The following is a 19,930-nucleotide window of genomic DNA, read 5'->3' as shown; positions in this document are numbered from 1 at the left end:
AGGCGGTAAACGGGCGGGATGCAACTCACCGCTCCCACTCGCACCGATCTGATCAAACGCCTGCTGACGAGCCTTGCAGCCATCATCGCCGTGTCAGCGATTTTCGGGCTGAAAGCGCAGGAATGGGAGCAGCATGCTGCGGCGGAACATCGCAAAGCCGAAAGAATCGCCGCGACACAGCTAGAGACCGGCTCCTGAGACTGCGTTGAGCACCGCTTTCCTGGTCAGCGGCAGCGGCAAAACAGAGCCTTCTCCCGACGCATCATAGTAAACATAGAGCGGCACGCCGCTCGCCCCGAAGCTCGCCAGCGCCTGCGTGATTTCCGGATCGCGCACGGTCCAGTCCGCGACCATGAAGACCGTTCCCGTCTCGGCGAAGGCCCGGCCAAGCTTTTCGTCGGAGAAAACCGTCATCTTGTTGAACTGACAGGTGACGCACCAGGCGGCGGTGAAATCGATGAAGACCGGCCGGCCCTGCGCCCGATAGGCGTCGAGCGCCGCTGCGCCGTAAGGCTCGGCCGCGATTGCGCCATAACCATGCTCGGACACCGGCGACGTCTGCGCCGCCGCTGCGGGAAGACGGGTCAGCGGCGCAAGGGCGATCACAGCCGCCAGCGCCGAAACCGCCCGCAAGGCGAAAGCCAGACCGCCGTCGGCTTTACTTTTCTCATAACCCCAGGCCGCAAAGGCGAGGAGGACAGCCCCGGTGAGCACCGCGCCGAGCCCCGCGCCAGTGGTCTGCTGCGCCAGCACCCAGAGGAAATAGGCGGCGGCTGCGAAGACCGGGAAGGAAAGCGCCTGCTTGAAGATCGCCATCCACGGCCCCGGTTTGGGCAGGCGCTGGCCCAGCCCCGGCGCGAAGGACAGGAGGAGATAAGGCGCGGCAAGACCGAGACCAAGCATTGCGAAAATCGTCAGCCCCGCAATCGGCGGCAACAACAGCGCAGCGCCCATGGGCGCGCTCAATAATGGTCCGATGCAAGGCGCAGCGACAACAACCGCGAGCGCGCCGGTGAAAAAAGCGCCCATGCCGCCTTTTTTCGACGCAAGCCCTTCGCCCGCGCCCGCGAGCCCCTCGCCCGCAGAAAACAGCCCGGCGAGATTAAGCCCGACCAGCAACAGCACATAGGCCGACAGCGCCACCACCCATGGCGATTGCAGATGAAAGCCCCAGCCGAATTGGGCGCCGCCGGCGCGCAAGGCGAGCAGCGCGCCGCCCATCAGCAGAAACGTCGCCATAACGCCCGCTGCGTAAAGCAGGCCATGGAGCCGCACCGTATCAGGGTGTTCGCGCGCGCTCTGCATGAAAGCTGCGGCCTTGATAAACACCACCGGAAAGACGCAAGGCATGACATTCAAAATCACGCCGCCCAAAAAGGCGAACACCAGCAGCAAGCCGAGCCCGGGGGCTTTTTGCGGCGTCACTTGCGGGACCGTTGCCGGTTTTTGCAGCGGCGCCGGAACGTCGGCCGTCAGCGCAACAGCGCGAGCATCGCCGCCTTCGCCAAAGGTCAAAAGACCGGGAAAGGTCTTCTCTTCATAGCGCTCGACCCAACCCGGCTGCATCGCAATGCGCAAGGCGCTATCCGCCTCCACAACGTCCTGCGGCGCCGGCGGCGAGACGACGCCTTCAGGCCCGGCGAAGAAAAACACATTGTCTGAAACGAAATTTTCCGGCGCATCCATGGTCAACACATAGGCGCCGTCTTCGACAGCGATTGTCGCGCGCCCTTCATATGCTTCCGGCAGTTTGGCGCGCGCGAGGCTGAACAGAACCTTGTGCGACGGATCGGGAGTGCTCTGCGCCAGCACCGGCAGCGAAAAAGAAAAACGCCCGTCTTCGGGAACGCAGATTTCTTCGCAAGTCTGCCACGACGCATCGATGGCGATGTCGATGCTCGCCCCCGGCGTCGCATTCGCAGGCGCCATTACGGGAACGAGAAATACAGGCGCGCCTTCATGGGCATAACTCGCCAGCGGGCCCACGGGTATGAATTCCGGCGCGGGATGCGCGATCTCGCCCGCCGTAAATCCTTCGGGCAATGACCAGTCCAGCCGCAAGGGAAGCCCGGCATCGCCCGGATTGGTCCAGAACACGTGCCAACCGGGGCTGATCTCCTGACGAATCGCGAACCAGAGCGTCTCGCCCGGCGCAAACCCCGCCGCCTCAGGCGTAATCCCGGTTCTTGTGTAGTCGTTCTCAATCACGGTTTGCGCCCGCGCCCCGGCAAGGGACGCCGCAAAGGAGATCAGCGTGAGGAGAAATGCGAGACGGAATTTCATGGCGTCTTGGTAACGGGGCCCGCAGAGAAGGCCAATGCTTATTCGCTTTTCTCCGCTCAGGATCGCTGAAACTTGAACATGAAAAAGCCGGGCGGCGCTAATCACGCGGCCCGGCTGATCTTTGAGGTCGTTCTAAACCGGTTAGTTTGAAACCAGCGGTTTAAAGACATCCTGCTCGGTGAGGTTAAAGCGCTTGGCGCGGCGCTGAAGCAGGAGGCGCCAGTTGCCCATGGAGATGAGCAGCGCATAAATCAGGGCCAATACGCCCTGGCTTTCAAGCTCCATTTTGGTCTCAATGGGAAGCGCCTTCAAACGCTCTTCGTCAACGCCGAAATATTGCGCAAAGGTCACCGGCTCACTCGCGCCGGAGGGCGTGTAATGGGCGGTCTGCTGCTGGATCAGCTCATGATGGTTGAGGAGCTTTGCAAACTGCTCCGTCTGCTGACGGTCGCGTTCGTAGGTTTTGACGAAGTCCACCGCCGCCTGCGTTTGCTGCGTCATCTGGCCGTCTTCGAAAAGACGATTCTCACCCGTCGTGGTCAATCCTTCGAAGCCGCGGTCAATCACCACCGCCATGCGCTCGCCGCTCGCTTCGGCGGCGACGCCAAAGGGATAACGGCGCACATAGCCGGGGATGTAGGAGAAATCCTCCCAATTGCCGTTGTCGTCGACAAAAAGGTTGAAGTCATCATAAAGCCCGGTGACAGCCAGAAGCTGAGGCTGTTCCTGCGACATGAAGATCAAGGGATAATCTTTGATCGCCGACGGGATCTCGCCAAGCGTAACCGGCAGCGCCCGCACTTTGGAGGCGAAGCCGAAGGGATGCGACGCCGGCGTAATGCCGAGATCGCCATGTTTTTCTTTCATCAACAGTTCCGGCTGTTCGTAAAGGAACATACGGCCGGTCACTTCGGGGAGAGCTTGCGCCTCGCTCATTCTCAAAACCTTCCTTGACTAAAAACCGCCCGGTCTTTGACGCCGCCTTTGCGGGCCCTCCGTGCTGGTTTGGATATTCGGCAGCGACGCTTAGCAAAAAGGCCCTGAAGCTCCAACCCTTCTGGCGCCAGCAGCGGTTTTTTTCCGCGCAGATGTGGTCAGGACGCCAGAAAAGACGCCAATTCTTCAGGTTTTTGCATCGGCGCAAGATGTCCGGCGCCCTCGTCAACCGTCAGCTCCACGCCAAGTTTTTGGAGCCGGGCTCGCGCAAAGGCTGGAACGGTCGAGGCCGCCTGACGGGCCGCGAAAACACGAACCGGGGCTGGCGCATGCGCCGCCGCCTTCCAGAAATCATTGGCCTGGGCGGCAAAGGTCGCCGCCTCCCATGCGGGCGCACAGGAAAGGCGAACGCCCACCGCCCCCTCTGTCGCGAGGCCGTCGGTCAAATAATCTTCCAGAACGCCGGGCGCCCAATCGCGAAACAGGGTTTTGCGGCCATAGGAGGCGACAACCTCCTGCCGGGACGCCCATTGGCTGCGCCGTCGCAGCGACTGGCGCACCAGCGGCATGCGCGCGGCAAAGGCCGGCCAGAGCGGTGTTTTCGCAAAACTGGAAAGCCAGGCCGGCATGGCCACCGGCTCGATCAATTTCAGGGCGGCGACATCGCGCCTGCCTTCGGCGACCAGCAAGGCGACAGCGGCACCAAGAGAATGTCCGGCCAGCGTCCAGCCCTCACGGTTCTCCTGATCGAGAAAGGCGCGCACATCGTCGCGAAAAATCGCCCAGGACCGGAGGCTTCCCGGCTCGGCTGGCAGTTTGCTGCGACCATGGCCGCGATGATCGAGGGCGTAAATGTCATAGGCGCCGGCAAGCGACGACAGCATCCGGGCATAGGCGGAGGCGCAAAATCCGGTTGCATGAAGAAATAACAGCGGGGCGGCGCCGGTGTTTTCCCAGCGCCAGCCGCTCATTTCGCCATCCGCCAGATGAACCGTAAACCGGCGCGCTTCAGACGTTGCATTCGTATCTAACATGTTCCGGACATCGCCTATGGAACGATCAGGATCAACGCCTGATCACATAGCCTTATTGTTCAATGGCGAGCTTATAAAGCGCACGCATGTGAAGCGCGTCAGGGATCGCCCGGTGCAGGCGCGGCGCGGCGCGGTCAGCCTCCGCAATGCACCGATCAACCTTTTCAGGCGTGGCGCCACGGAAGATCGAGGAAAAATCGCTCACGACAAAGCGTTGCCGGACCTTGCCCGCCTGAAACAGGCGATAGAGCCAGAAACCGTCCCAGTCCGGCGCATCGGAATAGACGAGCTTGCCTGCGAGCGCTTCATTCAGTTTTTCACAAACCTCGCCAGGCTGAACCCCTTCGCGTTGAAGGTCGTCATGAGGCACGCCGTGCAGCGCCTCCGCCTCGGCGTCCCAGTCCTCGAGCGACCATGCAGGGTCAGGCCGGATCAGCATCGCCTGCGGGGCGCCGCTGGCGAAACACCAGCCCACCTCAATCGGCCAGGAACGCGCGGACAAGCCCGAGGCTTCAAGGTCGATGAAAGCGATGTCTTTCAATTGGGCAACAGACACATCAAAATCGGCATATCAAAAAATCGGGCGGAACGAACGGATTGCGGCGAACCGGGCGAGTATGGCTTGTGGCAGAGCGCGCGGCAAAACAATAGTGCCCCAGAATTTTTATTCAATTACAAGAGGTTATAGATGGCGACGCTTCTAACGGTCGAAACTGCGGGGCGCAAGGCCATCGACATCACGGCGCAGCTGGAGGCCGTCCTCGCCCAGGCCCCGATCCAGAACGGGCTCGCCCATCTGTTTATCCAGCATACCTCCGCATCGCTGACGATACAGGAAAACGCCGACCCGGATGTGATGCGCGACCTTCTCGACTGGCTCGACAGCATCGCGCCAGAAACCGGACCCTATCGCCATGACGCCGAAGGCCCGGATGACATGCCCGCGCATTTGAAATCCGCGGTGACCGCGACATCGCTCACCGTCCCGTTTGCTGAAGGACGATTACTGCTGGGAACCTGGCAGGGAATTTATGTGCTTGAACATCGGCGCGCGCCGCAAAGACGGCGCATTGTCGTCACCTTGATTGAAGGCGTTTAGGAACGCACCCCGCCCTTGGGACGAAAGACGCCGCTTTCAGAGTCCTGTTCATAGTCGATGACATCGCCGCCAGTAGGGGACGCCGCTTTTCGCATCTCGTTCAACGCCTTGCGAAGCGGCCGCATGCGTCTTTCAGCGACGCGGAACAGGGCGACAGCGCCCGCGGCGGCCGCAACCGTCGCAACAAGAGTGGTGACTGCGCTCATGGCGAATCTCCTGTCCAAGTCTCGGCCCTAAAGACCGAATCGCGCCCATAACGCCCTGCGCTCGCCCGCCGCCAGCATCTCATCGGCGTCGATCAGGGACGGCGCCGAAAGTCCTGACGCCCCAGCTTCGCCCCCCATCAGTTTTTTCAGGAGAGACCCGCTGTCGGGCGAGATACGCTTGACCTTAACATCTTTTCCGTAGCGGTCGCGCAGAAAATCGCCGAGTTGAGCGGTTCCGTCGACCAATCCCTTTTGCGCCGCCGCAGCGCCTGTCCAGAACCGTCCCGAAAAGAGATCGGGATCGCTGGAAAGCTTGTCACCGCGCCGCTCCTTCACCAGCGCAATGAACTGGTCGTGGAGTTCAGCGAGCATCACCTCGAGCCGGGCCACATCTTCCGGATCTTCGGGTTTGAACGGGTCCAGCGTCGATTTGTTTTCGCCAGCCGTGTAAACGCGCCGCTCAATCCCCAGCTTTTTGATCGCTTCTGGAAATCCGAAACCGCCGGAAATCACGCCGATCGAGCCCACAATGGAGCTTTCATCAGCGTAAATTTCGTCGGCGGCGATAGCGAGAATATATCCGCCCGAAGCGCCCACATCCTCGATAAAGGCCAGGACAGGAACATCCTTTTCGCGCGCCTGCCGCCGGATGGCGCTCATGATAAGACGCGATTGAACCGGAGACCCGCCGGGCGAATTGATCGCCAGCGCCACTGCTTTCAGATCACCCGGCTTGAACGCCGCCTCAATCGCCTTCTCGATTTTTTTGAGCGTCAGCCCTTTGCGCCCGGCGCCCATTTCGCCAATGACGCCGTTAAGCTCAATCACGGATACGCGAGGCGCCGATTCACCTGTGAAGGGGAGCTTCAGCCAGAGATTTTTGAAGAGTTCGGAGATATCTGCCATCGGCTGCAAGTAAGGTAAAAGCCGAAGCTTTTCAATGCGCCAGCGCCAGCGCCGCTGGAAAGATGGTTACCCGGGACGCCGCCGAAAGGCCGCAGCCGGGAGCGCTTGACCGGTCAGCCGCCAGCGACCAATCTGCGAACCCGTTGCAATGAGGCGAAAGGCGTAATTTTGGGACTGGCCGCGACAGCAAGCGAGACTATCGCCGCAAAACGCGCGCCGGAGTTCCTTTCGGCGGTCGACCGCCTGCGCGCGCTGACCGACGCCGATCTTCAGGCTGTGAACCGGGAAATCCTGGGCCGCCTCGATTCGCCGGTGGCGATGATCCCGCAACTGGCGGGTCACCTCATCAATGCCGGGGGCAAGCGGCTACGCCCGATGCTCACCCTCGCCTCCGCCGGCGTCTTTTCCTATGACGGCGATGACCATGTGAAACTCGCCGCTGCGGTTGAGCTTATCCATGGCGCCACGCTGCTGCATGACGATGTCGTTGACGGATCGGCGCTGCGCCGCGGCGCCTCCACCGCGAACATCATCTGGGGCAATAAGGAAAGCGTGCTCGTCGGCGATTTCATTTTCTCGCGCGCCTTTGAACTGATGGTCGAAGCGAAGAATCTGGGCGTCCTGCGCGCCCTGTCCCATGCGTCAGGCGTTATCGCCGAAGGCGAAGTCCTGCAATTGACGACACAGAAAAATATCGCCGCCACCTTCGAGACCTATATCAATGTGGTGAAGGCGAAGACGGCGGCGCTGTTCGCCGCCGCAACGGAAGTCGGCGCCATGATCTCCGGCTCCGGCGCACAGGATGAAGACGCCATGCGCCGTTTCGGCGATCATTTCGGCGTCGCCTATCAGCTTATTGATGACGCACTTGATTATTCAGGATTCGAATACGCGCTCGGCAAAACAATCGGCGATGATTTCCGCGAAGGCAAGATGACGGCGCCGGTGGTTTTCGCCGTCGCCCGCGCGCGCGATGAAGAAAAACCTTTCTGGCGCCGGGTCATCACCGAAGGCCGCCAGGAAAAAGGCGATTTCGAAAAAGCGCGGGAATTGATGGAGCGCGACGGCGCGCTTGAAGACACGATTGAATGCGCCCGTTCCTACACCCGCAAGGCGCTTGATGCGCTTGAAGATGCGCCGCAGAACGACTTTACGAGCGCGCTCGCCGACCTGGTCGAAACCTCGACAGCCCGCGGCGCTTAAAGCAACTCTATTCAGCGGCGGAAAAAGACGCATCCGGTTCGGCGCTCGCCAACAGCCCGGCGCGCATCGCGGGGCGATAGATCGCGACCGCGCCAATCGTGAACAGGAGCGACAGCACCAGCGGAGTCATCCAGTGCAGCGTCGCCGGATGAGTCAGCATCAAAATCGCCGCCGCCGATGAGAAACTGATCAGCGACATATAGACAATAGAGACCCGCGCATGGGACGCGCCGAGACGCATCATCAACTGGTAGAAATGCTCGCGGTGGGCCTCAAGGACATTCTGTTTCCGCAAGAAGCGCGAAACCAGCGTCCATGCAACGTCAAACAGAAACGGCAAAAAGATCACCGGAATGACGAGCGCGCTGAGATGCCCGTCTGTCCAGTTGACGCCGAGCACCGCGAAAGCCGCGATGAAAAAACCGAGCGCCTGACTGCCATTGTCGCCCATGAACAATTTACCGCGCAAAAGATTTTCCGGCAGGAACGACGCCGCCGACAGCGCCAGCAACAGCGCCGCAACCGCCAGCGCCGGGGCGCCCGTGAAACTCGCGATCACCGCAAACCAGGCGAGGCCCACCGCCGCCGCGCCGCCAGCCATGCCATTGGCGCCGTCCATGAAATTAAACGCGTTCATGAAACCCGCGATCCAGAGGATCGTGACCGGCACGCTCACCGCAGCAGGAATCGCCACCTCCCCGAACCACGGCAACGGAACGGATTGGAGCGGCGCGAAAAGAATGGTGAAAAGCGCGGCGATCGCCACCTGTCCCACCAGTTTCCAGATCGGCGAAAATGTCAGATGATCGTCAGCGTAACCGAGTGCGAAGGCGAGACCGCCGCAGACCGCCAGTCTTGCGAGCTTGCCGGCAGCGTCCGCATCGCCCGCGAAAGCGGAAACAACAAAAGCCCCCGCGACCCAGCCCGCCATGATCGCCGAACCGCCATTGCGCGGGGTCGCGCTCGTGTGGCTGGACCGCTCATTGGGATGATCGAGCACGCGCCGCGCCTGCGCCGCATAAAGACAGGCGCAATAGCTGACGGCGATCGTGACCGCGCCGGCACAGGCGAAAATGAAAGGTTCGATCAGCATGAAATCCGCCGGGTTCTGGAGCTTAAAACCTAGACCATCATGCACAATTTCGAAAGCGCTCATGATGGTCTAGGTATTTGTTTATCGCAGCGTTTTACGAAAACCAGCTAACGCTTTTTCAAACGTCGCCCAGGCGCACATAAAGCGCCGAGGCCATGGCCCAGTGTCCACGCGCTTGCGCCGCACGCGCCGCACGAGAGGCCGAAACGGGCGACGCAAACAAGGCGAAACACGTAGCGCCGGAGCCGGACATGCGCGCCGCGAGAGCGCCGGGCGCCGCCGCGAGCCGATTGATCACCTCACGGATCACCGGCGCCTTTTCGATAGCGAAAGCTTCGAGATCATTGCGCGTCGCCTGCATCGCCTGTTTCAGTTGCTGGTAGTTAGCCGCCCTGAAATTCGCGAGCAATGGCGCCGGCGGCGCGGGATAGGCCTTGTCAAAGGCGCGAAAAATCGGCCCCGTGGGCATTTCCACACGCGGATTGACGAGCGTGATCCATAATGGCGGCAAGGACGGGCCTTGCTCGATCCGCTCCCCCGCGCCCGAAACATTCACCGGCGCTTTTGCAAGACAGGCCGGAACATCGGCGCCCAAACGGAAGGCGAGCCGGATCAACGCCTCCTCACCAATATCAATCTTCCATAGCGCCACCAGCGCGTTCAACGCCGCCGCCGCATCGGCCGATCCGCCGCCGACGCCCGCCGCGACGGGAAGATTTTTCTCCAGCGTAATTGCAGCCCCCGCCTCAACCCCCGCCGCATGGGCGAGCATTTGCGCTGCGCGATAGACAAGGTTTTTTTCCGGCGGAAGATCTTTCAGCAGCGGCGCATAAGGCCCCGTCATGGTTAGCGACAAACTCTTCGCAGGCTCAACGCGAATGACGTCGCCGTCACGGGCGAACACAAAAAGACTGGCGAGATCATGCAGCCCGTCAGGACGAACAGGCCCGATATGCAGATAAAGATTGATCTTTGCAGGCGCGGCGAGAGCGATCATGCATCATTTTCCGGCGAACCGGTTTCCGGCGGCAACCCATCCTTGATCTTGTCTTCAATGCTTTTGCGCAATGTTTCCGTGGGCTCCAGCTCCAGAACGCGGCGCCATTCATAGCGCGCCTCAATCTTGCGTCCGAGACGCCAATAGACATCGCCAAGATGATCCGTAATCGTCGGATCAGCGGGCTCCAGAGACGCAGCGTGCTCGAGATGCCCGACCGCTTCCTCATAATCGCCGCGCTGATAGTGGGCCCAGCCGAGACTGTCGATATAGGCGCCGGAATTGGGCTCAAGCGCCACCGCCTTTTCGATCAGACTGAACGCCTCTTCGAGATTTTCACCGCGCTCCGCCCAGGAATAACCGAGATAGTTGAGCGCCGCAGATTCTTCCGGAGCGATCTCCACCGCCCGCTTCAGATCGGTTTCTGCAGCGGGCCAGTTATCGAGCGTCAGATAAGAGGCGGCGCGCCCGACCAGAAACCGCCATGCGTCTTCATGGGGATCTTCCGGTAGGGCGTCGATCAGCGCCGTATATTCGCGCACGGCGCCGCGATGATCGCCTTCACTGGCGAGCAGGTTAGCATAGGTGAACCGTCCTTCCGGCGAGCTTCCCGAATTGGCCAGCGCGCGTAAGAGCCTTTTTGCTTCACGGTCCTCGCCTTGCGCCATAAGCCCGCCGGCAACTTCGATCTGCGCCTGCTCATAAAAAGCGGAAGATTTCGGAATGCCCCGCAACATGGCGACGGCCTTTTTATTGTCGCCATAGGCGTTCAAAATCGAGCCCGCGAGACGCTGCGCATGATCGAATTCCGGCGCGAGATAGAGCGCAATGCGCGTGAAAGCCAGCGGCATATCATAATTGGCGTCACCGACGCGAAAGCCGGCTTTTTCCGCCGCGTCACGCTGTTCAACAGTTTGCTGCAGCACTGCAGAGCCGAAGATATACAGCGCGACGGCAGCGCCTTTTTGCGGCGTTACATCGGCCCAAGCCGTATCGGTCTTGCCGGCGTCAAGGCGGCGCAGTCCGCTCTCCGCCACCTGACGGTCAGGACCGGGATATTGCGCCAATAATTCATAATGGTTGCGGGCGCCGTCGAGACCGCCGGAGCGCTCAAGAAACGATCCATAGGCGTCACGGGCGACGATGCCGCCATAGGACATGAGCGCAAGCTGGTACGCAGTGCGCGCCTCATCAACGAGCCCGGCGTTTTCAAACAGAAACGCCTGATGCAAAGGATGAAATCCGCGGAAGGTTTCGCCCTTTTTCGCCGCCAGCGCTTTGAGCGCCGGTTCCGGCCCCTCTTCACCAGCGATGGCCCATGCATCGAGGATGATCATGGCCGCCGCGAAATACTCAACCTCCGCATCAGCGGAAAGCGCAGCGCGCGCGCCAGGATAGTTTTTGTTTTTCAGAGCGTGCGCAGCTTCGACCAACCGCGCGAGATCGTCATCCTCAATATCGTCATTGGAAAGAATTTTCGGCGCCAGCGCAGCAGCCGCGTCAATGTCGCCGGACGCCACCTGAAAGAAAAACGCGCCACGCAGAACTTCATCGGTGTTTGAACCGCCGGTCTCGACATCGCCGAAGGCTTCCGCCGCGACGCCGACATTATTGCTGCGCGCGGCGAGACGCCCCGTCAGGTAGTCGCCAACGACGGTCGCCTCATTCGGCGACGTCGCGCAGCCGGTAGCGGCCAGACCAATGGCGAATAGACTAAACAGACTTTTGCGCGGCACTCGGGCGCTCCTTACATATTTGGATAATTCGGCCCGCCGCCGCCTTCAGGCGTCGTCCAGACAATGTTTTGCGACGGATCTTTGATGTCGCAGGTTTTGCAGTGAACGCAGTTCTGGGCATTGATCTGAAACTGCGGATCGCCGCCGCCCTCCCCGGTCACCACTTCATAAACACCTGCCGGACAATAGCGTTGCGCAGGCTCGGCATAGACCGGCAGATTAACGCCGATGGGGATTGAAGGATCTTTAAGTTTGAGGTGGGAAGGCTGATCTTCTTCGTGATTGGTCGCGGAAAAGGCGACATTTGTCAGTCGGTCGAAGGTTGTCTGTCCATCGGGGCGCGGATACTCGACAGGCTTGTGCTTGGCCGCCGGCTCCGTCGCCGCCGCATCGGTTTTCCCGTGCCTCAATGTCCCGAAAAAGGACAGCCCGGAAACAATCGAATTCATCCATAATTCGAGCCCGCCCAGCGCAATAGCGCCGATGCGCGTGCCGAATTTTGACCATAGGGGTTTCACATTGCGCGCCTTGAAAAGCTCTCGCTTGACGCCGGAGGCGTGATAGGCGGCCTCATAAGCGTCGAGCATATCGCCTTCGCGACCGGCGCTTACAGCCTCGAAAGCCGCATCCGCCGCCATCATGCCCGTCAGCATGGCGTTGTGATTGCCCTTGATGCGCGGCACATTGACGAAGCCCGCGGAACAGCCGATCAGCGCGCCGCCCGGAAAGGCGAGTTTCGGAACAGACTGATAGCCGCCCTCGGTAATGGCGCGCGAGCCATAGGCGATACGCTTGCCGCCTTCCAGAAGCTCGGCGATCTCCGGATGGGTCTTGAATTTCTGAAACTCCCCATACGGATAAAGGTAGGGATTTTTATAGTTCAGATGCACGACAAAACCGAGCGCGATGGTGTTGTCGCTATAGTGATAGAGGAACGAGCCGCCGCCGGTGTCGTCTTTCAGCGGCCAACCGAATGTATGTTGCACATGGCCGGGGCGCGATTTTTCCGGCGCAATCTCCCACAGCTCTTTCAAGCCGATGCCGTATTTTTGCGGATCGCTGTTTTCATCGAGCTTGAAATTCGCGATCAGCTGTTTCGCCAGCGAACCGCGCACGCCCTCGCCGATCAGCACATATTTGCCGACAAGCTTCATGCCGGGCTCGTAGGAGTCTTTTTTCTGGCCGTCCTTGCCGATGCCCATTTCACCGACAACGACGCCGCGCACCGAACCATCCTCGCGATAGAGCAGTTGCGAGGCCGCCATGCCGGGATAAATCTCAACGCCCATGCCTTCAGCCTGTTCGGCGAGCCAGCGGCAGACATTGCCCATGGAAACGATATAGCAGCCATGGTTCTTGACCATGTCCGGCATGCCAATCACGGGCAGCGACATAGACCCGCTCGCGCCCAGAATTTTAAAGCTCTCGGACGAAACAGGCGTGTCGATGGGCGAGCCCATATCGCGCCAGTCAGGGAGCAGCGCGTCAAGACCTGATGGATCGAGCACAGCGCCCGACAAAATATGAGCGCCGACTTCCGAGCCCTTTTCAACAACCACGACATTGATGTCGCCGCCGGCCTCGGCCGCGCGCTGTTTGAGGCGTATGGCGGCGGAAAGGCCCGCCGGCCCCGCCCCGACAATCACCACATCGAATTCCATCGCTTCGCGTTCTGGCGCTTCTTCTGTCATTACGTCTTCTCTTTTTCGCTGCCACGAGGTTTAGTCCCGCATCGGGGTCCTGCGGTTTTGGCAAAAATCATCGGGAAAAGCCACGTCGCAAAGCATTGTTTTCCGAAGGATCATATGAGTTTTAATATAGCCGCCATGGTTTGCGCCGGTTTCGTCGCACTGCTTTTGCTGGCTGAGCATCGCGGCGACGAGCGGCTGCGATGGATCGCAAAGCCTGCAGCGTCGCTTGCTTTCGTGCTGGCGGCGCTCGCTGGCGGCGCAGGCGAGAGCGCCTATGGGCTCTGGGTGCTCGCGGCGCTGATCTTGTGCATGGCGGGCGACATCCTCCTTATTCCTGCTGGGGAAAAAACCTTTCTCGGGGGCATGGGCGCCTTCGCCGCCGGTCACGCCGCCTATATCGGCGCATTTTTTTGGGGCTGGCCCCAATTGACGGCGATTTTCATCGTCGGGGCGGCGGCCATGATTGTCTTCGCCGCGCTCTCCCTGCGCTGGCTTTGGCCGCATCTCGGGGCCTTTCGCGGGCCGGTTGCGGTCTACACAGCCATCATCGCCATGATGGTCGCGACCAGTTTTCTCGCCGCGCCGCCAACCCGCCCCACGCCAAGCCTCCTCGTTATCGCAGGGGCCATCGGCTTCGCAGTTTCAGATCTCGCCGTCGCCCGGGAGAAATTTGTCGCCCCGGCGTTTTTCAACAGGGCCTGGGGCCTGCCGCTTTATTATGGGGCGCAATTGATGCTCGCGGCTTCTGTTTAAGGCGTCTCTTCTGTTAGGATATGACCATGGTGGAAGTTTCCGAAGTCGAGGCGGCGCGCGCCCTGTTGCGCTGGTATGCGGAAATGGGCGTCGATGAAGCGGTCGGGCCCGCACCCGCCGATCTTTACAGCTGGACTCGCCTTGATCCCGCCGCCGCGCCGCGCCTTGAAAGCGTGCGCAAGGCCGATGCGCCTGCTGCGCCGGCACCGCCCGATCCGGAATCAATCTCCACAGACGAGGCGATCAAAGCCGCCGAAGCGCTGGCGGCCGCCTGCGACAGCTACGAGGCGCTCGAAGCCGCCGTGAAAGCCTTTGAGGGCTGCCCCTTGAAGACCGGCGCGAAAAACACCGTTTTCGCCGACGGAACGCCGGGGGCCGACCTCCTGGTGATCGGCGAGGCGCCGGGCCGGGACGAGGACCAGATCGGCAAACCCTTTGTGGGCCGTGCGGGCCAGTTGCTCGACCGGATGCTCGCCGCCATCGGCCGGGACCGCACCTCTAATACACTGATTTCAAATGTTATTTTTTGGCGTCCGCCAGCTAACCGGACGCCGACGGCGCTCGAAACCGCCGTCTGCAGGCCGTTCGTGGACCGTCTGATCGAAATCACCGATCCCAAAGCGGTCCTGATCGCCGGAGGCGCGCCGCTTCAGGCGCTGCTCGGGATCACCGGCATCATGCGGGCGCGAGGCGTGTGGCGGGAGATCGAGACGGCGGGCGGCAAGCGCTATCCGGCGCTCCCCACCTATCACCCGGCCTTTTTGCTTCGCCAGCCGGCGGGCAAGCGCCTCGCCTGGGCTGACCTTCAGTCCCTCGACCGGCGGTTAAAGGAGCATTAACCGACATTACCATATTCTTAGGTGTAAAGTTTGGGGCGTTGGGATCATTTCCCTTTTTTCACTTCCGGCGGCGATAATGCCGTCACCGGGTCCCGCAAAAGCGGGCAAAAGGAAGATTTGAGTTATGGCGGCTATGCGCTGGTTTTCGGTTTTTGTGATGTGCGCCGCACAGGGAGCGGTCGCCGCAGCCGCTGCGGATGAAACCGCGCCGCAGGAAATCACCCTCGCCGATCCTGCTGCCGCATCGGCCCTTTCCGTCCGTGTGCTGAGCGATCAGGACGCCGCGCTCTATAAGGAAATTTTCGCGCTGCAAGAAGATGGCCGCTGGAAAGAAGCGGACGCGAAAATCGCTGCGCTCGAAAACGACATCCTGATGGGCTATGTGCAATTTCAGCGCTATATGCACCCAACCGCCTATCGCTCCACCTTCGGTGAGTTGAAACGCTGGATGTCGTACTACGCCGACCATCCGGAAGCGGATAAAATTTATTCACTGGCCCGCAAACGCCAGCCTCGCGGCGAAACTTCCCCCGTTCGTCCGATTTCGCGCAAATGGCGTTCAGAGCCTGAAAAGGAACTCCACCCCGATCTTGAAGGGGACTACGACCGGAAAAGCCGTTCCAATGTGCGCCGCATCGAAGGCCGCGTTCGCTTTCTCTCCAACAAGGAGCGTGCGCTTGAAGCCAGGCGTGAAATCGACGGCCATTTGAAACGCGGAACCATCACCGAGCGCCAATATGACCGCATGTCTTCCTGGATTGCGGCCAGCCTTTATTATCAGGGCTATATCGACGCGGCCGCTGAGATGGCCGACGCCGCAGCCGCCCGCAATGGCGACAGCGCAGTGCTGGCATACTGGATCGCGGGGCTGATCAAATATCGCCAGGGCGATATCACCGGCGCCCATAATCTCTTCAAAGCCATGGCCGCCACGCCTTATCAGGAAGATTCGCTTCGATCCGCCGCCGGCTTCTGGGCCGCGCGCACAGCGCTCGCGGCCGGCGCCGCCGCGGATGTCACGCCCAATCTTGAGATCGCCGCCGAATATCCGTTCACCTTCTATGGACAGCTCGCCCTCGCCCAGCTAGGCCGCGCCTATGATTATAACTGGACGGCGCCGGAACTGACGCAGGATCAGCTTGAAGATCTCGCGGAAGACCAGCCGCGCATTCTTCGCGCCATTGCGCTGAACGAAGTTGGACAGACAAGCGAAGCCGATCTCGAATTGCGCTGGGCCAACGGCGCCATCGACGCGGACGAAACACCGCAATTACTCGCGCTCGCCATCGCGCTCGATTTGCCCGCCGCACAAGTTGATATCGCTCTTTCCGACGACAATCCGGCGCTTCAGGCCGGACTTTTCCCGGTCCCCCATTATGCGCCGGAAAACGGTTTCAAGGTGGACCGCGCGCTGCTTTACGCGCTGATGCGGCAGGAATCGAAATTCAAAACCGATGCGACGAGCCGCGTCGGCGCCCGCGGACTGATGCAGCTGATGCCGCGCACGGCAAGCTACATCGCCGGCGACCGCTCCCTTCGTTACAGCTCAGGCCGGGAACGGCTTTACGATCCGGCCTATAATATGGAGCTCGGCCAGAATTACGTGGATCATCTAATGACCCGCTCAACAGACGGCGACCTTTTCCATATGGCTGTCGCTTATAATGGCGGGCCCGGCAATTTGCGCCGCTGGAAACGCGATGTCGCGATTGAGGACCCGCTGCTTTTCATTGAAAGCATTCCAAACCGCGAAAGCCGTAACTTCGTTGAAATCGTGTTGACGAATTTCTGGGTCTATCGCGCCCGCCTCGGTCAGCCGGCGCCATCTCGCGAAAAAGTCGCGGCGGGTGAATTGCCACTCTATGAAGCGATCGATCAAATTGCAGGCCAAAGCGGCGAATAGGCGCCGCTCAGCCGACAAAGGCGTGTCCCGCCATTCCGACCATAAAGCCGACGACCGCCCCCATTGACGGATACCATGCGCGCTCCAATTGCGCCTGCGGCGCCACATCCCGAAACACCAGATAGACGATGCCCCCTGCGCAAAAGGTCATGATTGAACCGAGCAGCACATGGTCGGGGTGAAAAACGAAATAGCCCAGAAAGCCCCAGCCCACGCCTGACAGCGCCGCGAGTGAAATCACCAGAAGGGCGTGCTGCGCCATCCCCTTTCCGCCGCCCCTGTGCGTGATCTCGCGATAGGCGTTGAAGGCTTCGGGAATATTCTGCGCCGCAATGATCAGCGTCAGGAACAGCGCCTCGCCGTAATTCCGCGAAATCACCGCGCCGACAACAATGGCTTCCGGCACAAAGTCGAGCAGCATCGCCAGCAATTGCGACAGCGGCGTGCCGCGATTGGTGAAATACCGGTCGCACATCAAAAACGCGAAGGCGCCGCCTCCGAAACTCAGCAGCGACGCCCAAGCAGGCTGCAGCGCCATGCCCTTCGGAACCAGAACAAGCGACACCGCCGCAAGCAGCGCGCCGCCGCCAAAGGCGATGACGCCATGACGCACTTCCGAGCGCATCCAGTTCGGGTGAATGCGCTCCCAGCGTCCAAGGGCGCCGCCCGCCATGGCGGAAAAGGCGGCGATCAGGAGGAGGATGAGAAGCTTGATTTCCATACAGGCAGAAATTAACACCATGATTCACGAAACTGCGCGCGGCCAATAACAGCGCCGGACTTTGCCTGCGGGAAATGCTAGTCTGGCGCAATGCAAACAGGCGGGCATGCGCCCGCTCCATCATCCAGGATGCAGCCTATGAGCAATTCCATTGACGCCGAAGGCGGATGCCTGTGCGGCTCGGTCCGCTACCGGGTTTCCGGAAAGATTGAGGAAAGCGGCTATTGCCATTGCCGGACCTGTCAGCGCCAGTCCGGGTCGCCAGTGGTCGCCTGGTTTGCGCTGAACGCCTCCGGCTTTTCCTATCTCAAGGGCGCGCCAAAAACCTATCGCGCATCCGATCATGCGGGCCGGGAATTCTGCAGCGATTGCGGAACCTATATCGTGTTTCGCGAAGACGATGAGTCACAAACGCTGGGCGTCAACACGGCGACGCTGGATGACCCGGCGCTGTCGCCGCCGGATTTCCATATCTATTGCGAGGATCGCATTGAATGGTTTGAGACGGATGACCATCTGCCGCGCTTTAAGCGAGGCCGCACAGACTAGCGCAAACGCTTACTGCGTGCTCATGATCGACATGATCGCAGGGCCAAGGATAACCGCGAACAGAACCGGCAGGAAGAAGCCGATCATCGGCACGGTGAGTTTCGGCGGCAGCGCGGCGGCTTTCTTTTCCGCTTCCTGCATCCTCAGCTCCCGGCTTTCCTTCGCCATCACGCGCAAGGACTGGCCAAGGGGCGTACCGTATTTTTCCGACTGGACCAGCGCTGTGACAACGCCTCTCACCGAGTCGAGACCGGTGCGCTCTGCGAGATTCACATAAGCTTGTTTGCGTTCCTGCAAGTAAGAAAGTTCCGCCGTCGTCAGACCAAGCTCTTCAGCAAGTTCAGGACAGTTCGGACCTACTTCATCGCCGACTTTCTGGAGCGCCGCCTCGATAGACATGCCCGCTTCAACACAGATCAGGAGGAGGTCAAGCGCATCAGGCCAGGTCTCCTGAATGCTTTTCTGGCGCTTGGAGACCGCATTGGAGATATAAATACTCGGCAGATAAAAGCCGACGCAGAACCCGCCAAAGGTCGCCATCAGCTTGCCGAAGCTGTCGAGTTCAAACCCGTCCAGCAGATAAACATAGATCCCGGCGATAATCGCTACGATGAACGGCAGGCTGAGACGCGCCGTCATGAAAGTGAAGACCGGACCCTGACCGCGATAGCCGGCCATCATCAGTTTCTTGCGCGCGGAATCGGCGTCGAAAACTTCAAGCAGCTTGAGGCTTTCCACAAGCTCTTTGACCGCGCCTTGCGGCGTGGTGTTTCGCAGGCCCTTGGTTTTCTTCGCCAGCGCATCACGCTGTTGTTTACGGAGATTGTCGCGGTAATTGCCGACCGATTTCATCCGCTCCTTGAGCTTGTCCTTGACGAGCAAGGGCTCAAGCACGGTGAAGATCGTCGCGATCGCCGCCAGCGAAACTAGCGCTGCGATCTGGAAACTCCTGTCCGTGACAGCATTGATGATGGCTTCCATGACGACGTTAAACCTTAATCTGGGTCATCTTCTTCATAACGAAGATGCCTGTTCCCATCCAAAGCCCGGCGCCAATCAGGATGAAATTACCGACTTTTTCCGTAAACAGCGGCGTCAGATAATCCGGTGACGAGAGCTGCACCGCGCCCGCCACAAGGAAGGGCAGCGAGCCGATAATCCAGGCGGATGCCTTGGCTTCCGACGAAAGCGCCTTGATCTTGCCTTCCATCAGCTTGCGCGAGCGCAACACATTGGCAAGGTTGCCCAAGGCTTCGGCGAGGTTACCGCCAGTCTTTTGCTGGATCATCAAAACGATGCCGAAGAAATTCACTTCCTGAAGCGGCATCCGCTCATACATGCGTTCAAGCGCCTGATCGAGTGAAAGACCGACGCGGATGCCCTCGACCAGCATGTGAAACTCGTCGCTGACCGGACGCGGCGCCTCGCGCGCGATGATTTTCAAGCACTCATTGACCGGCAGGCCCGACTTCACACCGCGCACAATGACGTCGATGGCGTTGGAGAATTCACTGACGAATTTCTTTTGACGGCGCGTGCGCAGGAAGTTCAAAACCCAGCGGGGGAATCCGAGACCGCCAACAGCAACCATGAGGCCGCTGATCCACAATTTTTGCCCGGAGATGACGCCAATAAGACCGAACATCAGCGCCGCAACCGCCGAGGCGATATAAAAATGCTTGCGCTTCATGGGCAGACCCGCCTGTTCGAGGGTCTGATCCATCGTCAGGCGTTTTTTCTTTTTCAGGTTTTTCGTCTTGTCGTCGAGCGCCGCCAGAGACTCTGCGAGTTTCTTGCGCCGCTCTTTATGTTGGGCTTCTGCATTGCCGCCGCCTGAGCGCTTCGCGACCTTGGCGGTATTGAGCGCCGCGACACGCTTATTCGCCTTGTCGCGCTGATTGGGCGTGAGCAGAACAACGGCGAGCGCGCCGAACGCGACCACCCCGAGAACCACAACAATGAGGATCTGCTGATCCATAAA

20 protein-coding genes are annotated in these 19,930 nt (G+C 60.3%); 7 read left to right on the top strand and 13 right to left on the bottom strand.

Annotated features, from left to right (window positions below):
- Positions 1 to 18: 18 nt before the first annotated feature.
- Positions 19 to 198, top strand: coding sequence for a hypothetical protein (locus tag ACFOOP_RS07310; RefSeq protein ID WP_379880237.1), 180 nt, complete (start codon positions 19 to 21; stop codon positions 196 to 198).
- On the opposite strand, the gene ACFOOP_RS07305 is transcribed toward ACFOOP_RS07310, so the two are convergent.
- The 4 genes from ACFOOP_RS07305 to ACFOOP_RS07290 all read right to left on the bottom strand — a co-directional run bounded on the left by ACFOOP_RS07305 (position 181) and on the right by ACFOOP_RS07290 (position 4,809).
- Positions 181 to 2,283, bottom strand: coding sequence for a protein-disulfide reductase DsbD family protein (locus ACFOOP_RS07305; protein WP_379880236.1), 2,103 nt, complete (start codon positions 2,281 to 2,283; stop codon positions 181 to 183). The genes ACFOOP_RS07310 and ACFOOP_RS07305 overlap by 18 nt on opposite strands.
- 141 nt (positions 2,284 to 2,424) lie before the next feature.
- A complete protein-coding gene (locus ACFOOP_RS07300; RefSeq protein ID WP_379880235.1) occupies positions 2,425 to 3,219 on the bottom strand; it encodes a SapC family protein in 795 nt (264 codons plus the stop codon).
- Between the two features lie 158 nt (positions 3,220 to 3,377).
- Positions 3,378 to 4,253 (bottom strand): alpha/beta fold hydrolase, encoded by an 876-nt coding sequence (locus tag ACFOOP_RS07295; protein ID WP_379880234.1) that lies wholly within the window; start codon positions 4,251 to 4,253, stop codon positions 3,378 to 3,380.
- A gap of 52 nt (positions 4,254 to 4,305) precedes the next feature.
- Positions 4,306 to 4,809 (bottom strand): 3'-5' exonuclease, encoded by a 504-nt coding sequence (locus tag ACFOOP_RS07290; protein WP_379880232.1) that lies wholly within the window; start codon positions 4,807 to 4,809, stop codon positions 4,306 to 4,308.
- Positions 4,810 to 4,941: 132 nt separating this feature from the next.
- Between ACFOOP_RS07290 and ACFOOP_RS07285 the strand changes: the two genes are divergently transcribed.
- On the top strand, positions 4,942 to 5,352 hold the full coding sequence (locus ACFOOP_RS07285; RefSeq protein WP_379880231.1) for a secondary thiamine-phosphate synthase enzyme YjbQ: 411 nt from the start codon (positions 4,942 to 4,944) through the stop codon (positions 5,350 to 5,352).
- Here the strand turns inward: ACFOOP_RS07285 and ACFOOP_RS07280 are convergent.
- Together ACFOOP_RS07280 and ACFOOP_RS07275 are read right to left on the bottom strand one after the other, a co-directional pair.
- Entirely contained in the window at positions 5,349 to 5,558 is a 210-nt protein-coding gene (locus tag ACFOOP_RS07280; RefSeq protein WP_379880230.1) for a hypothetical protein, read from the bottom strand. The genes ACFOOP_RS07285 and ACFOOP_RS07280 overlap by 4 nt on opposite strands.
- Positions 5,559 to 5,585: 27 nt before the next feature.
- A complete protein-coding gene (locus ACFOOP_RS07275; RefSeq protein ID WP_379880228.1) occupies positions 5,586 to 6,464 on the bottom strand; it encodes a S49 family peptidase in 879 nt (292 codons plus the stop codon).
- A gap of 168 nt (positions 6,465 to 6,632) precedes the next feature.
- Here ACFOOP_RS07275 and ACFOOP_RS07270 point away from each other — a divergent pair, with 168 nt between their 5' ends.
- Complete coding sequence (locus ACFOOP_RS07270) at positions 6,633 to 7,667, top strand: polyprenyl synthetase family protein (protein WP_379880227.1); 1,035 nt, start codon at positions 6,633 to 6,635, stop codon at positions 7,665 to 7,667.
- Between the two features lie 7 nt (positions 7,668 to 7,674).
- Here the strand turns inward: ACFOOP_RS07270 and ACFOOP_RS07265 are convergent, their stop codons facing one another.
- From ACFOOP_RS07265 to ACFOOP_RS07250, 4 genes are read right to left on the bottom strand one after another with little or no spacing between them, the layout of a single operon-like run.
- On the bottom strand, positions 7,675 to 8,823 hold the full coding sequence (locus ACFOOP_RS07265; RefSeq protein ID WP_379880226.1) for a glycosyltransferase family 4 protein: 1,149 nt from the start codon (positions 8,821 to 8,823) through the stop codon (positions 7,675 to 7,677).
- Between the two features lie 55 nt (positions 8,824 to 8,878).
- Positions 8,879 to 9,757, bottom strand: coding sequence for a 4-(cytidine 5'-diphospho)-2-C-methyl-D-erythritol kinase (locus ACFOOP_RS07260; RefSeq protein WP_379880225.1), 879 nt, complete (start codon positions 9,755 to 9,757; stop codon positions 8,879 to 8,881).
- On the bottom strand, positions 9,754 to 11,493 hold the full coding sequence (locus tag ACFOOP_RS07255; RefSeq protein ID WP_379880224.1) for a tetratricopeptide repeat protein: 1,740 nt from the start codon (positions 11,491 to 11,493) through the stop codon (positions 9,754 to 9,756). The genes ACFOOP_RS07260 and ACFOOP_RS07255 overlap by 4 nt, the downstream gene beginning before the upstream one ends.
- 11 nt (positions 11,494 to 11,504) lie before the next feature.
- Positions 11,505 to 13,184: an electron transfer flavoprotein-ubiquinone oxidoreductase gene (locus ACFOOP_RS07250; RefSeq protein ID WP_379880223.1), complete on the bottom strand. Its 1,680-nt coding sequence runs from the start codon at positions 13,182 to 13,184 to the stop codon at positions 11,505 to 11,507.
- A 114-nt stretch (positions 13,185 to 13,298) separates the two neighbouring features.
- Here ACFOOP_RS07250 and ACFOOP_RS07245 point away from each other — a divergent pair, with 114 nt between their 5' ends.
- The 3 genes from ACFOOP_RS07245 (at position 13,299) to ACFOOP_RS07235 (ending at position 16,679) form a co-directional block, all read left to right on the top strand.
- Positions 13,299 to 13,937, top strand: a complete 639-nt coding sequence (locus tag ACFOOP_RS07245) for a lysoplasmalogenase (protein WP_379880222.1) — start codon at positions 13,299 to 13,301, stop codon at positions 13,935 to 13,937.
- A 26-nt stretch (positions 13,938 to 13,963) separates the two neighbouring features.
- On the top strand, positions 13,964 to 14,776 hold the full coding sequence (locus ACFOOP_RS07240; protein WP_379880221.1) for a uracil-DNA glycosylase: 813 nt from the start codon (positions 13,964 to 13,966) through the stop codon (positions 14,774 to 14,776).
- 124 nt (positions 14,777 to 14,900) lie between these two features.
- A complete protein-coding gene (locus ACFOOP_RS07235; RefSeq protein WP_379880220.1) occupies positions 14,901 to 16,679 on the top strand; it encodes a lytic transglycosylase domain-containing protein in 1,779 nt (592 codons plus the stop codon).
- Between the two features lie 7 nt (positions 16,680 to 16,686).
- Here ACFOOP_RS07235 and ACFOOP_RS07230 read toward each other — a convergent pair whose 3' ends face one another.
- The gene (locus ACFOOP_RS07230) at positions 16,687 to 17,421 is read right to left on the bottom strand and encodes a ZIP family metal transporter (RefSeq protein WP_379880219.1); all 735 of its coding nucleotides are present in this window, start codon (positions 17,419 to 17,421) and stop codon (positions 16,687 to 16,689) included.
- Positions 17,422 to 17,538: 117 nt separating this feature from the next.
- On the opposite strand from ACFOOP_RS07230, the gene ACFOOP_RS07225 reads away from it, so the two are divergent.
- Positions 17,539 to 17,949 (top strand): GFA family protein, encoded by a 411-nt coding sequence (locus tag ACFOOP_RS07225; RefSeq protein WP_379880218.1) that lies wholly within the window; start codon positions 17,539 to 17,541, stop codon positions 17,947 to 17,949.
- 9 nt (positions 17,950 to 17,958) lie between these two features.
- Here ACFOOP_RS07225 and ACFOOP_RS07220 read toward each other — a convergent pair whose 3' ends face one another.
- Both ACFOOP_RS07220 and ACFOOP_RS07215 read right to left on the bottom strand, forming a co-directional pair.
- Positions 17,959 to 18,930: a type II secretion system F family protein gene (locus ACFOOP_RS07220; protein WP_379880217.1), complete on the bottom strand. Its 972-nt coding sequence runs from the start codon at positions 18,928 to 18,930 to the stop codon at positions 17,959 to 17,961.
- A 7-nt stretch (positions 18,931 to 18,937) separates the two neighbouring features.
- Entirely contained in the window at positions 18,938 to 19,927 is a 990-nt protein-coding gene (locus ACFOOP_RS07215; RefSeq protein ID WP_379880216.1) for a type II secretion system F family protein, read from the bottom strand.
- Positions 19,928 to 19,930: the final 3 nt, after the last annotated feature.

The sequence above is a fragment of the Hyphococcus aureus genome (genome assembly GCF_042643165.1).
Classification (GTDB): Bacteria; Pseudomonadota; Alphaproteobacteria; order Caulobacterales; family Parvularculaceae; genus Hyphococcus; species Hyphococcus aureus.
This window is presented reverse-complemented; position numbering and strand designations above follow the sequence as displayed.

Excerpts from the sequence above, each read along its gene's own strand:
- ACFOOP_RS07265 (WP_379880226.1), bottom strand. The coding sequence starts at position 8,823 with ATGAGCGCTTTCGAAATTGTGCATGATGGTCTAGGTTTTAAGCTCCAG.
- ACFOOP_RS07215 (WP_379880216.1), bottom strand. The coding sequence starts at position 19,927 with ATGGATCAGCAGATCCTCATTGTTGTGGTTCTCGGGGTGGTCGCGTTC.
- ACFOOP_RS07310 (WP_379880237.1), top strand. The coding sequence starts at position 19 with ATGCAACTCACCGCTCCCACTCGCACCGATCTGATCAAACGCCTGCTG.
- ACFOOP_RS07230 (WP_379880219.1), bottom strand. The coding sequence starts at position 17,421 with ATGGTGTTAATTTCTGCCTGTATGGAAATCAAGCTTCTCATCCTCCTC.
- ACFOOP_RS07220 (WP_379880217.1), bottom strand. The coding sequence starts at position 18,930 with ATGGAAGCCATCATCAATGCTGTCACGGACAGGAGTTTCCAGATCGCA.
- ACFOOP_RS07300 (WP_379880235.1), bottom strand. The coding sequence starts at position 3,219 with ATGAGCGAGGCGCAAGCTCTCCCCGAAGTGACCGGCCGTATGTTCCTT.
- ACFOOP_RS07260 (WP_379880225.1), bottom strand. The coding sequence starts at position 9,757 with ATGATCGCTCTCGCCGCGCCTGCAAAGATCAATCTTTATCTGCATATC.
- ACFOOP_RS07280 (WP_379880230.1), bottom strand. The coding sequence starts at position 5,558 with ATGAGCGCAGTCACCACTCTTGTTGCGACGGTTGCGGCCGCCGCGGGC.
- ACFOOP_RS07305 (WP_379880236.1), bottom strand. The coding sequence starts at position 2,283 with ATGAAATTCCGTCTCGCATTTCTCCTCACGCTGATCTCCTTTGCGGCG.
- ACFOOP_RS07250 (WP_379880223.1), bottom strand. The coding sequence starts at position 13,184 with ATGACAGAAGAAGCGCCAGAACGCGAAGCGATGGAATTCGATGTGGTG.
- ACFOOP_RS07225 (WP_379880218.1), top strand. The coding sequence starts at position 17,539 with ATGAGCAATTCCATTGACGCCGAAGGCGGATGCCTGTGCGGCTCGGTC.
- ACFOOP_RS07275 (WP_379880228.1), bottom strand. The coding sequence starts at position 6,464 with ATGGCAGATATCTCCGAACTCTTCAAAAATCTCTGGCTGAAGCTCCCC.
- ACFOOP_RS07235 (WP_379880220.1), top strand. The coding sequence starts at position 14,901 with ATGGCGGCTATGCGCTGGTTTTCGGTTTTTGTGATGTGCGCCGCACAG.
- ACFOOP_RS07245 (WP_379880222.1), top strand. The coding sequence starts at position 13,299 with ATGAGTTTTAATATAGCCGCCATGGTTTGCGCCGGTTTCGTCGCACTG.
- ACFOOP_RS07285 (WP_379880231.1), top strand. The coding sequence starts at position 4,942 with ATGGCGACGCTTCTAACGGTCGAAACTGCGGGGCGCAAGGCCATCGAC.
- ACFOOP_RS07295 (WP_379880234.1), bottom strand. The coding sequence starts at position 4,253 with ATGTTAGATACGAATGCAACGTCTGAAGCGCGCCGGTTTACGGTTCAT.
- ACFOOP_RS07240 (WP_379880221.1), top strand. The coding sequence starts at position 13,964 with ATGGTGGAAGTTTCCGAAGTCGAGGCGGCGCGCGCCCTGTTGCGCTGG.